Annotated in this window: 13 protein-coding genes and 1 pseudogene; 5 read left to right on the top strand and 9 right to left on the bottom strand. The window is 39.4% G+C overall.

The genetic code is table 11. The annotated features are described in order from the left end of the window. Nucleotides 1-53: 53 nt before the first annotated feature. Together HMPREF9455_RS21915 and HMPREF9455_RS01225 are read left to right on the top strand one after the other, a co-directional pair. Nucleotides 54-216, top strand: a pseudogene (locus HMPREF9455_RS21915) (transposase); the annotation flags it as partial. 386 nt (nucleotides 217-602) lie between these two features. Then, nucleotides 603-1,076, top strand: a complete 474-nt coding sequence (locus HMPREF9455_RS01225) for a hypothetical protein (RefSeq protein WP_006797740.1) — start codon at nucleotides 603-605, stop codon at nucleotides 1,074-1,076. A 722-nt stretch (nucleotides 1,077-1,798) separates the two neighbouring features. Here HMPREF9455_RS01225 and HMPREF9455_RS01230 read toward each other — a convergent pair. Beyond that, complete coding sequence (locus HMPREF9455_RS01230) at nucleotides 1,799-2,341, bottom strand: hypothetical protein (RefSeq protein WP_006797741.1); 543 nt, start codon at nucleotides 2,339-2,341, stop codon at nucleotides 1,799-1,801. A 135-nt stretch (nucleotides 2,342-2,476) separates the two neighbouring features. On the opposite strand from HMPREF9455_RS01230, the gene HMPREF9455_RS01235 reads away from it, so the two are divergent. Then, nucleotides 2,477-3,349 (top strand): pyridoxamine kinase, encoded by an 873-nt coding sequence (locus HMPREF9455_RS01235; protein ID WP_006797742.1) that lies wholly within the window; start codon nucleotides 2,477-2,479, stop codon nucleotides 3,347-3,349. Between the two features lie 47 nt (nucleotides 3,350-3,396). On the opposite strand, the gene HMPREF9455_RS01240 is transcribed toward HMPREF9455_RS01235, so the two are convergent. After that, complete coding sequence (locus tag HMPREF9455_RS01240) at nucleotides 3,397-3,978, bottom strand: DNA-3-methyladenine glycosylase I (protein WP_006797743.1); 582 nt, start codon at nucleotides 3,976-3,978, stop codon at nucleotides 3,397-3,399. 13 nt (nucleotides 3,979-3,991) lie between these two features. Then, the gene (locus HMPREF9455_RS01245) at nucleotides 3,992-4,522 is read right to left on the bottom strand and encodes a GNAT family N-acetyltransferase (protein ID WP_006797744.1); all 531 of its coding nucleotides are present in this window, start codon (nucleotides 4,520-4,522) and stop codon (nucleotides 3,992-3,994) included. A 106-nt stretch (nucleotides 4,523-4,628) separates the two neighbouring features. Between HMPREF9455_RS01245 and HMPREF9455_RS01250 the strand changes: the two genes are divergently transcribed. Next, on the top strand, nucleotides 4,629-5,156 hold the full coding sequence (locus HMPREF9455_RS01250; RefSeq protein WP_006797745.1) for a DUF2867 domain-containing protein: 528 nt from the start codon (nucleotides 4,629-4,631) through the stop codon (nucleotides 5,154-5,156). Between the two features lie 59 nt (nucleotides 5,157-5,215). Here HMPREF9455_RS01250 and HMPREF9455_RS01255 read toward each other — a convergent pair whose 3' ends face one another. Beyond that, entirely contained in the window at nucleotides 5,216-5,989 is a 774-nt protein-coding gene (locus HMPREF9455_RS01255; RefSeq protein WP_148401816.1) for a carbonic anhydrase family protein, read from the bottom strand. 264 nt (nucleotides 5,990-6,253) lie between these two features. On the opposite strand from HMPREF9455_RS01255, the gene HMPREF9455_RS01260 reads away from it, so the two are divergent. Further along, nucleotides 6,254-7,444: an anaerobic sulfatase-maturation protein gene (locus tag HMPREF9455_RS01260; RefSeq protein ID WP_044215311.1), complete on the top strand. Its 1,191-nt coding sequence runs from the start codon at nucleotides 6,254-6,256 to the stop codon at nucleotides 7,442-7,444. Between the two features lie 55 nt (nucleotides 7,445-7,499). Here HMPREF9455_RS01260 and HMPREF9455_RS01265 read toward each other — a convergent pair whose 3' ends face one another. The 5 genes from HMPREF9455_RS01265 to lpdA form a co-directional block, all read right to left on the bottom strand. Beyond that, nucleotides 7,500-8,006 (bottom strand): flavodoxin, encoded by a 507-nt coding sequence (locus HMPREF9455_RS01265; RefSeq protein ID WP_006797748.1) that lies wholly within the window; start codon nucleotides 8,004-8,006, stop codon nucleotides 7,500-7,502. 19 nt (nucleotides 8,007-8,025) lie between these two features. Continuing rightward, the gene (locus tag HMPREF9455_RS01270; protein ID WP_006797749.1) at nucleotides 8,026-10,059 is read right to left on the bottom strand and encodes an alpha-ketoacid dehydrogenase subunit alpha/beta; all 2,034 of its coding nucleotides are present in this window, start codon (nucleotides 10,057-10,059) and stop codon (nucleotides 8,026-8,028) included. Nucleotides 10,060-10,166: 107 nt separating this feature from the next. Further along, nucleotides 10,167-11,519: a dihydrolipoamide acetyltransferase family protein gene (locus tag HMPREF9455_RS01275; RefSeq protein ID WP_006797750.1), complete on the bottom strand. Its 1,353-nt coding sequence runs from the start codon at nucleotides 11,517-11,519 to the stop codon at nucleotides 10,167-10,169. Nucleotides 11,520-11,545: 26 nt separating this feature from the next. Next, the gene (locus HMPREF9455_RS01280; RefSeq protein ID WP_006797751.1) at nucleotides 11,546-12,307 is read right to left on the bottom strand and encodes a lipoate--protein ligase family protein; all 762 of its coding nucleotides are present in this window, start codon (nucleotides 12,305-12,307) and stop codon (nucleotides 11,546-11,548) included. A gap of 84 nt (nucleotides 12,308-12,391) precedes the next feature. After that, entirely contained in the window at nucleotides 12,392-13,741 is a 1,350-nt protein-coding gene (gene lpdA / locus HMPREF9455_RS01285; protein ID WP_006797752.1) for a dihydrolipoyl dehydrogenase, read from the bottom strand. Nucleotides 13,742-13,744: the final 3 nt, after the last annotated feature.

The raw sequence follows: 13,744 nt of genomic DNA on the forward strand, positions 1-13,744 counted from the left end.
GGATATACCCGATAAATTACGATCTGTTGTATATTATAGCAAGGAGTTGAAAACTTACTTTTTCTTTTTTGACAAACAATCTGGATATAACAGCTGAAGAAGTTGCCACTCTATACAAATATCGTTGGAATATAGAAATCTTTTTCAAATGGATAAAACAACATTTGAGAATAAAGGAGTTTTATGGGACTTCTGAAAATGCCGTCAAAATTCAAATATTTTCTGCTATAATAACCTATTGTCTTGTTACAATCATGAAACATGAATTAAAAATAAAAGTGTCCACTTATGAAATATTACGAATACTTAGTTTATCATTATTTGAAAGAATGCCAATAGAAAATCTTTTTAATAATAATGATACGCAGATAAACTATCAAAATGATACTCAATTATGTCTTAATTTTTTTTAGTGGACACTAGTGTATTGCACACGCCCGTATAACAAAATATCATAACCGGGCGTATGCAATACGCCCCTACAGGCCTTCGATAGAAGTTGAATAATTTGATGCGTTTGCCCTGAATATTGAAAGGATGCACCTGATTACTAAACGAAAATTTGTAACTTGCATCTCTAAATTTCTAATCAATACATAAGTATGGGACTATTTGATTTCTTCAAAAAGAAAAAGCAAGTGATAGAAGTGACAGATGAAGATCGCAGACAGTTTGCTGAGGATATGCAGGCAAATGCAAATGCTCTAGTGGACCAATTTAAGAATGTCGCTCAGCTCGATTTTAGCGTGGATAGCCTTCAGTTACTCGATGAGATAATGGAAGAGAACACGCCGTTTTATAAACAGGGTAATGATGAGACAAAGCGAATAATGATAATAAAGATAGGCGCGTATATATTTGAAGTTGCCCGTCAGAATTTCGGAGGTCAGTATTTTTGGTACGATAAACTCGATCAGCCCGTATTAGTTACCGGACAGCCCGAATTTGAAATGTCATTGCTTGCATATGAGAAAGTGAAGGGTCGTTTCGAGAATGGCAGTGAAGATAATATTCCGTTTTTCTTTGCCGGATATGTTGAGGGAGTGAAGAATAGAGAGAACGCTATGATAGTATAGGGTTTTAACTAGTGTATAAATATAACTCTTATTTGCAGGTTATGAGAGTTTTAACTTAAGATAAAAATACAAATATCTACTTAGATTTACTATGAAAATCCTCTTAAAAAGAAACTGAAGTTATCTTGTTTTTCTTCTGTTTTTTCTCACTTTAGATAAAAATGTTTGATTTTCGAAATTATTTTGTTGTTTGTTAGTGTGTTATGTTGATCCCTGATACTCGGGGGGCGTTGATATTATGCTAATTTAAATCTTTATATTTTTTCGATTATCAAAACTTATCTTGATCTGTTTATCTAAAAACGATAAATTAACACTTTCAAATTTTTAATATTTCAAGATTCGAAATGAATAATGGTTTCATCTGTTAAATAAGAAACAACCGAATCTTAAAATACTCACAAATAGAACTATTTTTCCCATCGGGTTATGCTACTTTTACCTATGTAAAATGAATGATGTTCATAACAGGTTGAAAGAACGGTCTGAATATCAGGTTCATTTTATTTAGGACAAATATGCAGGTTTCGATGAGTATATTTGTTTGATGGAGTTTAAATGCCCAATATAAGAATAGTTTTATAAGTTATTTAATAGCACTAGTTTAAATTTTTTTTAATAGTTAAGGAAGAACCGCAAGTTTTGTGTAGTTTGTGAAGTGTGAAGCCATGTGAGCTGTGAAGTTCGCATGGTTTTGTTTGGTATCAAACTTCGTAGATTAATCAGTCGTTTTGCAATATTATTTTTTTATGTTGGGTAAAAGTACTTACGTCGGGAGGAATACTATATGTGGTAAGATCGATGAATAGTGAATCTTTACCTATCAGAGGAATGTCACAGTTGTCGATAGTGGCATACTCTTTCATTACCATTTCCATATCCTTATTGTAGAATGCTGTAACCGAATTGAAAAGGCTGTCGCTACCGATGGCAACCTTTACCTGAAAGGCAAAAGTATACTCATCCTCATCAAAATAATAGACAAATGTGGTATCGCTGGTTGCATTATTCCGTGTATAAGTTTCCGATACTTTCATCAGACCTTTAGTCTTATCCTGATACAACTGGTAATAGCAATTTATATCCTGATTTTGGTTCAGTACTGCAACAGAGTGAGATACACATATGCCATTTGCTATATTATTGTCTATTGTTTGTTTTCTGTTTTTCAGCCTGAGGGCTATTTCAGGGTCGGAGAATGAACATGATGAAAAGGTGCTTGTTATAAAAACAGCCATTAGAAAAAGGAAATTAGTATCTCTCATTCGTGTAAGTTTTTCTTGTATGTGTTTGCTGCAAAGATATAATTCTTTTTACAAATAAAGAAGTAATTCCCGGGCTCAATGAGTTATATTTGTAGTTTCCTTATCATGTTATTAACAGAGTTAATCATATAGTTTATGTATTTCAGTAAAACAAAAGAAATAGTCGCCATACACGACCTTTCGGGCATAGGGAGGGTATCACTCACCGTAGTAATTCCTATACTTACATCTATGGGATTTCATGTCAGTCCCTTGCCTACAGCAATTCTTTCAAGCCATACACAGTATCCTCATTTTTCGTTTCTCGACCTGACGGACGAGATGCGTAAGATTATAGCCGAATGGAAGAAACTGAACGCAGGATTTGATACATTCTATTCCGGTTATCTGGGTTCTCCCGAACAGGTGCAGATAGTCAAAGACTTTATACAGGAGTTTCGCAAAGATAATAACCTTGTTGTTGTAGATCCTGTTTTGGGTGATAATGGTAGATTATATGCGGGCTTTGATATCACTATTGTAGAGGAGATGAGGAGATTGATAACCGTGGCCGATATAATAACACCTAATCTGACCGAACTCTTTTATCTGCTGGATATACCTTACGAAAAAGAATATACCGACGAGAAATTGAAGCAATACCTATTGGCTCTCTCCGATAAAGGCCCCTCCATAGTTATCATTACCAGTGTACCTGTCGCAAATGATCCGCATCAGACATCCGTATATGCATATAACCGCAACGGAGGCCGTTTCTGGAAGGTGACCTGTCCATATTTGCCGGCACATTATCCCGGTGTGGGTGATACATTCACCAGCGTTATCACCGGAGCGATGATGCAAGGCGACAGCCTGCCGATGGCTTTGGATAGGGCTACTCAGTTCTGTTATCAGGGCATACGGGCTACATTCGGCTATGAATACGATTCGCGTGAGGGCATCTTGCTCGAAAAGGTTTTGCATAACCTGCACATTCCGATTCAGGTAAGTACATATGAATTAATATAATTAATGCTTTGCTATGATGTATTTTACTTTCTATCACCTTTTATAATTTACTTCTTGCCTGTCCTGCATATGCAGTCTGTCAAATGGTCGTTGACATAGCCTACGGCTTGCAGATGTGCGTAACAAATCGTTGTGCCGAAAAACTTAAATCCCCGTTTTTTCATATCCTTGCTGATAGCATCCGACAACGGTGTTGACGCAGGTACCTCAGCTAATGTTTTCCAATGATTGATAATTGGTTTACCTTCAGGTAGGAACGATTTCATATAGTTACAGAAGCTACCGAATTCCTTTTGTACATCAAGGAAAAGTCGGGCATTGGATATTGTAGCTTTTACTTTCAGCTTGTTACGGACAATACCCTCATCATTTATCAGCCGTTCCACATCTTTGTCTGTAAACTTCGCAACCTTTTCAGCATCGAATCCGGCAAAGGCCTTTTTGTAACCTTCCCGTTTCCGGAGAATGGTTATCCAGCTTAGTCCGGCTTGAGCGCTTTCGAGAACAAGGAATTCAAACATCGTTTTATCATCAGTCACCTCCGTACCCCATTCGTCGTCGTGATACTTTATATATAAAGGATCATTTCCTACCCACCCGCAGCGGATTACTTCTGTATTGCTAATCATAGAATTTATTGTTTTATTGTATATCTTTTAGTTGCAATTTCATCATAATATCTGTCTGTTCGTCATCGCCTAGTCTGAAAATATGTTTATCAAACTCGACAAAACCATTCTTCTTATAAAAACTTATTGCTCTCGGATTTTCTTCCCAAACACCTAGCCATACTGAGTCGGCACCTGTTTCCTGCGCTCTTTGTATAGCTTTCTGATAGAGCAATTGTCCCACACCTTTTCCATGAAATTCTTTCAATACATAAATTCGCTCTATTTCAAGTGATTTAATGTCATTGAGTTCTGTCTGAGATTGCCCTGAATTTAGCTTCAGGTAGCCGATTATCTCTCCTCCGGATATAGCAAAATAAAACTCCGAATTTTTGTTATTTAGCTCAATGGACAGTATTTCAGCTGAGAGTTTATCAGTCAGATATTTGGCCATATTTTCTTCAGTATTTACTTTCGAAAATGTTTCATAAAAAGTTTGTTTGCTGATTTTTTGTATTTGATCAATTTCGTCGAATACCACTCTTCTTATCTCTATTTCTTTCATTATACTAAATACACTATTATAGTCTAAAAATACAATATTAATTATGATTCCAAGCTGATTTGAAAATTAAAATCTTTAACTTTATAGTGAAATAGTAAAAAAAAGAATGATCGTAACACAAAAAAAGAATGTTCCGCAAAAGGCATTAGTAAACAAATATCTGCCGGTCAATTACACAGACATTTTTGAATGCACGATAAAGAATGCTTCTAGGATCACCGCTGATAATATTCAGGTTGCCTTCTGGACTGTAAATCCTAAATGGCTCGAAAATCTTTTCCGTATCCGTAACACTTTGGTTAAGCCATTCGGCCTCAAAGGGGATGAAAACAGGAATACAGAAGAAATTGAACGTTGTATACGTGAAGGCGGTAACTATGGTCTTATGTCTGTTCCTGACAAATCAGAAAATGAAACGGTGCTCTACCTCAGCGACAAGCATTTGTCAGCGCATCTGTCTGTCTATATAGAGTATGAGGCAAATAAACAAATTATAAGTGTAATCACACTGGTTAAGTTTCACAACTGGCTTGGATATACTTATTTTTATGCTATTTGCCCTTTCCATCATATTGTAGTAAGGAAAATGCTGAAGCATGCCGTCAAAACCTGTATAAGGAAGGATATAAAATAAAACGGGCTGCAATACATTTTGTACTGCAGCCTATCACCGGAAGGTTTACCGTTTAGCTATCAGAAAAAGTCTACCCGTCCAGTTTCCATATGGTATACTCCTCCTACAATTTTTATATCTCCCTTTTCTTCCATTTCTTTCAGTATAGGACTTTTTACCCGAATTTCTTCTATTGTCAATTTTACATTGTCGTCGCAAACTTTTTGTACGAATTCAGGATTATTGGAAGTCTTATCTCCCTCAAAATCTTTAGATGCCAAAGTTACAGCAGGGCGTATTTTAGAAAGTAATGTTGTGATATTTCCAAGTTTTATATCATCTATAGCTGATTTTACAGCTCCGCAATGCTCGTGTCCCAGTACCACTACCAGTTTCGAACCCGAAACTTTACATGCAAATTCCAGACTTCCCAATATATCGGGATTTACCACATTTCCTGCCACACGTGCTACAAATATATCTCCTATTCCTCTGTGAAATACATCCTCGACAGGAATGCGCGAGTCGAGACAAGATACTATTACAGCTTTAGGATATTGCCCTAATGCAGCTTCTCTGACACGCTCCGAATTGTTACGCACGGTAAGGTTATCTTCTGTAAATTCCTTATTTCCCTGTTTTAGAATTTCTAATACAGTGTCCGGTGTCAGTTGTGCCTGTTCTTCGGCTGTCAGAACCGGGTTGCTCAAAATTTCTTCTTCCGGGATCTTTATATCTGTATCCTGAACTTCTGAATTGTTATTTACTTTGACAGGTTTTTGGCAAGATGTAAAGATTCCAAAGACGCCAGCTAGTGAAAAGAATAGTATACTATTCAAAACAAAATTTTTCATGATTATACTTAATGAATGTGTTATTAAATATCGAACTCTTAGTATTATATAGCCTTTTGTTGATGTGTTTGCAATTAACAGTTTTTTTAGTCTTGTATAATTTACATAATTAGCCAAAGCCAAATGGAACAATATATTTTATATATAACAATGCTGTTTTGGAATTGTTCTTTAATAAATCAGATCATATCAGGTTAATCTTTTTTATTACTCATGATAATCAAAATAATTATATTTTTGTAGTCAGATCAATATTATTGAAAAATGTCAGCTACCGATTATGTTTCCCCTTTTTCTAAACCGTTGTATGTAATGTTGAAGCCGGTCGGAGCAGTCTGCAATCTCCGGTGTAAATACTGTTATTATCTCGAAAAGAAGGGTTTGTATCCTGATGCGAAAAATTATACAATGAGTGATGATTTGCTGGAATCTTTTATCGAACAATATCTCAATGCGCAGACTATGCAGGAAGTCATGTTTACATGGCATGGGGGTGAGACTTTGATGCGTAATAAAAGTTTTTACCAAAAGGCACTTGAATTACAGCGAAAATATGGAAGGGGACGACAAATAGCAAACAGTATACAGACTAATGGAACTCTACTGACCGATGATTGGTGTAAGTTTTTCAAAGACAATAATTTTTTAGTTGGTATATCTGTAGATGGATCTCAGCATTGTCATGATGTGTATCGTAGAACGAGGGACGACCGTCCTTCTTTTCATCAGGTGATGAAAGGGCTGGCATTATTGAAAAAGCATGATGTAGAATTTAATATAATGGGTGTAGTGAATGACTACAATGTAAATTTCCCACTCGAATTCTATAATTTTTTCAAGAGTATCGATTGCCGTTATATCCAGTTCTCTGCAATAGTAGAGAGGGTAGACGGAGGCTTAGCTCCGTGGAATGTTCCATCAGAGAAATGGGGCGATTTTCTGATTGCTATTTTCGATGAATGGGTAAAACAGGACGTTGGTACGTTTTTCATTCAGTATTTCGACTCTGCACTGGCTAATTGGATGGGAGTTTCGCCCGGAATTTGCATACAGGCCAGGACCTGTGGCCATGCGGGAGTTATGGAGTTTAACGGAGATGTGTATAGTTGCGATCATTTTGTATATCCGGAATATAAACTGGGTAATATTAATAGCAGAACGCTGACCGAAATGATGTATTCCGACAAGCAACTGAAATTTGGCAATGATAAATATAATAAACTACCTTCTCAGTGTAAAAATTGTAGGTATCTTTTTGCCTGTAATGGCGAATGTCCTAAAAACCGGATAATTAAAACAGATTCAGGAGAGGATGGACTAAATTATTTATGTAAAGGATATTATAAGTTCTTCGATCATGTAGCGCCTTATATGGATTTTATGAAAAACGAATTGGATAATCAACGCTCGCCGATGAATGTGATGGATGCTGTCAAAAACGGGTATTTCATATAAATAGAAACGGGACCATCCAAATGAAAGATCCCGTCCTTATACATCTGTCAGTAAATCAATCAAATTCCGTCTTTAATTGCTCCACCCACTCTTTAACTCTTTTATCTGTCTTACTGTGTTGATTTTCGAAATCGATAGCCAGTCCTGTAAACTTTCCATCGCGCACGGCACGTGAATGTTCGAATGTATAGCCCTCTGTGGAAGTAAGTCCTACAAGGGTGGCTCCGATAGCCTCGAATGTTTCAGCAAGGATACCTATTCCGTCCACGAAGTTTTCGGGATACTTTACCTGGTCGCCCAAACCGAAGATAGCGATCTTTTTCCCTTTCATCTTCAATGATTCCAGTTCGGGTTTCACTTCGTCCCAGTAAGTAGGCAGTTCTCCATCGAACCATGTGGAAACACCGATGATAATATTGTTATAGCTTTCAAAATCTTTTGTCCATGCATCTTCTACGGGAATAATATCAATTTTGTCCTCACCGAATGCAGCTTTTACTTTTTTAGCTATTGCTGCGGTTTTGGTTGTGCTTGTTCCGTAAAACAATCCAATCTTTTTCATTGTATGTCGTGTTTTGATTTTAATATTCTAATAACTTCTTAGCAGCCTCATATATACGGTCTTCTCCTGGCAGCACAGCCTTTTCCAGTATAGGGTTGAAACCTACCGGAGTAAAGGTGGAACCTACCCGCTGTACAGGAGCATCCAGATAGCGGAACATTTCAGTTCCTATCATAGCTGCTATTTCTGCACCAAAACCGGAAAAAACTTTATCTTCATGTACAACTAGTACCTTGCTGGTCTTCTTCACCGATTCAAAAATGGCTTCTTTGTCGAGAGGTATGAGCGAACGGATATCGATTACCTCCACATCCCAGCCGTCTTCTTTGGCAAGGCGTTCTGCAGTGTTCAGGCAGAAGAGCGTTGTATTACCGTAAGTAATAATACTAAGATCCTTACCCGGACGGCGGATACGAGCCTTACCGAAAGGTACTTCAAAATCGTCAGGGATGACAGTCGAGGCTTCTACTGAATTGTATAATGCTTTCGGTTCAAGGAATACTGTAAATCCTTCGGAACGCATACTGGTACGCAATAGTCCTGCCGCATCATCGGCAAACGACGGATATACGATACGTGCACCCGGGAGTGTTGTTAATGTTCCTTCCAGATTCTGCGAGTGGTACATACCTCCACCGATAAATCCACCTGAGGCCAGCCTTAAAGTGATATTCGGCGAAAATTTACCATTGCTTCGCCAGTAGTCGTGCGTACATTCCACATACTGTTCCATTGCCGGCCAGAAGTAGTCTGCAAACTCGGCACCTTCTATTACTACTCTTATTTTTTTGTCGAAACGGCTCATACCGTTTGCTGTAGCCACAATGTAGTCCTCGGCAATCGGAGCATTAAATACACGTTCTTCGCCAAATTCCTGTTGCATACCTTTCGATACGTTAAACACACCTCCTTTATCCTTATTGGCAACATCCTGTCCCCATAGGAAAGTATCCGGGTTGTGACGGAATTCGGCTTTTAATGTTTCGTTCAATGCGGTAACTAGGTTTTTCTTTTCACCTTCTTCATTGTGTGTGCCGTCAATATATTTCTGTGGATGATATGGTTCGGGTGTTACAAAATCGAATATAGATGCAGGATTAGGGTCCGGTGCAGCCAGAGCCTTTTTATTAGCGGCGCTCAATTCTTTCTTCGCGTTTGCTTCTATTTCTTTCAGTTCCTCTTCTGTAAAGCGTTTGTAGCGTAACAACATACGGCGGAACTTCATCAGAGGGTCGGCTTCTTTTACATATTTCAACTCGTTTTCGTCACGGTAAAGTGTATGTTTATCCGAGTTGGAGTGTGAACCGATACGCACGCAATTGGCATGTACTATTACCGGAGTGCGGTTTGCAATAGCAAATTCGCGGGCTTCGGTCATAGCATTCATCGAATCAAAAACATCCTTACCGTTACAGTATATGATTCGCAGGTTTTTGATTCCTTTAAAGTTTTCAGAAGCCTTACGATTGGCGGTCTGGTCTTTTTTAGGAACAGATATACCGTAACCATTATCCTGTACAACAAGGATAAAAGGCAGCCGTTCTTTCGATGCCCCGTTAATTGCTTCGTATACATAACCTTCGGATGTGGATGAATCTCCATGCGAAGCTATCGCCACTCCTTTATGATTATAGTAAACCATGGCACGGGCAGTACCTACAGCCTGGGAATCATGGTTGGCAGTCGCTGAGGAGACATTCTGTATTCCCCATTCAGGTTTAGCGAAGTGGTTCGACATATGGCGCCCGCCACTGGCAGGGTCTGTCGCTTTCGATATACCGTTCAGTATCAGCTCTTCGGCAGTCAGACCTGCTGACAATACGGTGAGCATATCCCTGTAATAAGGAAACATAAAATCTTCGCCTCTCTTGAAAACTTGTCCCATTGCAAGCTGTATGCCGTCATGTCCCGCATAAGGCGCATGATACGACCATCCCAGTGATTGCAAGAGATAAGCCGGAGCTTTCTCGTCGATAGCGCGCCCTAATGTCATCAGGTGATACCATTTTTTGAGCGTTTCTTTGTCTGTGGTTTTTATATCGTATTTTTTCATTCTTTTTTAGTTTAAAAGTTTCTAGTTTACTAGTCTACTAGGTTTAGAATTTATGTACTAGTATGCTACTAACTAGTAAACTAGTACACTTCTTCCTAGTACACTCACTACCCCCAATTTTCCAGATACTCTGCTATACGGTAGAGGAAGTTACCTCCCAGCATGCCGTCTATCACACGGTGATCGTACGACAATGACAGATACATCTTGTGTCGGATAGCGATCACATCTCCCTCAGGAGTTTCTACTATAGATGGTTTCTTTTCTATAATGCCTACACCCAGAATTGCAACTTCCGGTTGATTGATGATCGGAGTACCGAACAAGCTCTTGAAAGAACCGAAATTGGTTATTGTAAATGTACCGCCTTGTATTTCGTCCGGCATCAGTTTATTTGCACGGGCTTTGTTTGCCAATGAGTTTACCGATGCGGCAATTCCACTGATGCTTAGTTTGTCGGCATCTTTTACTACAGGTACAATCAGGTTACCATTGTTCAGCGATACCGCAACACCTACATTGATACGTTTTTTCTCAATAATATTATATCCGTCTACCGATGAATTTACACGAGGAAAATCTTTCAAAGCCTTAGCCGTTGCCTCTACGATTGGAGACATATAAGTAAGGCTGATACCTTCGCGTTTTTTGAATGCGTCTTTGTTTTCTTCGCGCCATTTCACCAATTTGGTAACATCTACTTCGATTACGTTGGTTACGTGCGGAGAAATCTTCTTAGATGAAGTCATCCGGTCGGCAATGATCTTGCGTATAGGGTCCATTGCAATTACAGTATCGCCATCGGCTACAGCCACAGGAACAGCAGGCTTGGGAGCATCGTTGGTTTGTGAATGTGAAACAGTTGCCGCCACAGGTTTTTCTGCCGTCACAGGTTTTTGTTTTACTTCCGAAGCTGAAATTCCTTTTTTCTTGTTGTCTATATATTTTTCTATATCGCGTTTGCTCAAACGGCCTTCGTATCCGGAGCCCGGAATAGCGTCGAGTTCGTCTTTGTCAATCTTGGCATCGCGGGCTTTTCCGAGAACAACAGGCGAATACCATCTGTCCCCACTGTTTTTTGTCGCGGGTGCGCTTACTGACGGTTCGGCGGGCGCAGCAGCCGGAGCGGCTTTTTCTTCTGCTTTTGCCGGAGTCGCAGGTTCTTCTTTCTTTTCAGCAGCCGGAGCCGGAGCAGCATCTTCACTTTCGCCTTCTTCATCTTCGAGTTGTACGACCGCAACCACTGTGCCCACGGCAACAGTATCTCCTTCCTTAAACAGTATTTCAAGTATCTTACCTGCGACAGGCGACGGTATTTCCGCACTTACCTTTGCTGTATTTACCTCAAACAATACATCGTCTTCATTGATAGTGTCGCCTACTTTTACCGACCACGAGATGATTGTCCCTTCTGTAATACTTTCGCCCAGTTTGGGCATTTTTATTTCAAATTTTGACATGGTTAATTATATATTTTGGTTTATTCTTATACATGTAAATAATTATTGCTGACAGGCCTGTTGCCATGAAAGTTCCACTCTTCGGTAGTATATTTCAATGCCGATAGTGTTTCTACAGCAGAAATATCTTCTTTCGAAAATTTATACATTTTGTTTTCCTTGTCCTTATTGAGGAAATAATCGAGAATGTATTTCTTGAAGAACTTTATATCCAAAGGCTTATCCAGGTGTTGCAGAATATTGGTAACAGGGCTTTTTACCGATTTTACATAAATACGGTTGTCTGTCTTGTTTTCCAATTGCTTAGGGTCGCTCTCCAATGTGGAGATGAGGCTGCTTAGGTCAGACGAAAAAAGCAGAGTAGCATGATACATTACCCTGTCTTTGTGTACACATTGCGCACTTCCCGATATCTTCAGCCCGTCAATATTTATCGCCCTGCGTTCGTCCGATTGGGCATGTATCCCGATTTCGGAGAGTAGGGCGATAATCTGTTTTGTGAACTTGTCGAAGTTTACATTGTTATTTTTCTCAATGAATGTGAGGTTGAGGTTACCGAGGTCGTGAAATACTGTGCCCCCGCCCGAAAAGCGCCTGACGACTTTTATCCGGTTACGTTTGACAAAGTCGACATTTATCTCGGCCAGCACATTCTGATATTTGCCAACAATGACCGACGGTTCGTTTTGCCATAACATGAAAATATCATCACTGAAGTTTTTCAGAAGATATTCTTCGCTTGCCAGGTTGAAATAAGCGTCGGTATGTGTATTGTTGATACAAAGCATAATTATTCGTTTTATTTCAAGATTCGGAATCTATTTTTCTTTTTAATCTTGAAATCTGAGATTTTGAAATCTTGAAATTATAATTCATGAGAATAACGTTTCATGTATAATTTCGCTCACGGTAGGGTGAGGATATACATGTTTGCGGAATTCTTCCACTGTGTCGCCGTTTTCAATTGCTATTCCTGCAATAACAATGAGTTCCGATGCCGGATTACCGAGCATATGACAACCGATGATGCGGTCGTCGTCATCCACAATTATCTTACATAGTCCGTTTCCTACCTCATTTTCGGCTACGAAACGGCCCGAATAGGCCATTGGCAGTTTCAGTACACGGAATGATTCGCCGTTTGCATTCAGTTCTTCTTCTGTTTTACCTACACCCGCTAGTTCAGGGTTGGTATAAACCACTCCGGGGATGGCTTTGTAGCTCATCTTATCATCTTCGCCTACAATATGGCTTATAGCAACCTCGCCTTCACGAATCGCTGTGTGAGCCAGTAATGAGAATCCGGTAACATCACCTGCGGCATATACACGAGGATTGCTGGTCTGCATGTACTCATTCACTTTAATGCCGTTTTTCAGCATTTCAATATTCAGATTCTCGAGTCCGAAGCCTTTTACTATCGGCCTGCGGCCTACGCTTACGAGTATGCGGTCGGCTTCGATGGTTTCTGATTTGCCGTCTTTTTCTACTACAACACCTTTTTTCGTTACTTCCACTACTTTTGTGTTCAGGCGGAAAGTAACCCCTTTTTTTGTGTAGTCGGTACGTAGCATGGCAGAGGTTTCTTTATCCATTGCACCGAGTATTTCGGGCATCATTTCTATTACATTTACTTTCACCCCCATACTGTTAAAGAATGAAGCAAATTCGATACCGATAACACCGCCGCCGATAATGGCCAGGGATTTAGGTAATTCTTTCGATTCCAAAGCCTCTTTTGATGTCCAGTAATCTACTTCCGACAGTCCTTTGATAGGCGGGATAATAGTTTCGGAGCCGGTACACAATAATATATATTTTACGGAGTAAGTATTCTCACCGCTTTTAATTTGGAACAGACCGTTATCTTCATTCACAATGTCGGCTGCACCTTGTACAACTGTAACCCCGTTGAAACTCAGTTTGGCACTTACGCCGGCAGTCAGTTTTTTTACAACCTTATCTTTCCGGGAGATAATTTTAGGCAGGTCGAAGGTCGGTTCGCCTTCTACAGAGATACCATATTTTGACGCACTTTTTATATTATCCAGTGTTTTAGCTGAATAGAGTAATGTCTTGGTTGGGATACACCCTTCGTTCAGACAAACACCCCCGATTGCGTTTTTCTCGAAGAGTATTGTTCTCAAACCGTTCAGGGCAGCCTTTTCTGCAGCATTGTATCCTGCCGGGCCACCTCCGATAATTGCTATATCATGTTCCATAGT

The organism is Dysgonomonas gadei ATCC BAA-286 (assembly GCF_000213555.1).
GTDB lineage: Bacteria > Bacteroidota > Bacteroidia > Bacteroidales > Dysgonomonadaceae > Dysgonomonas > Dysgonomonas gadei.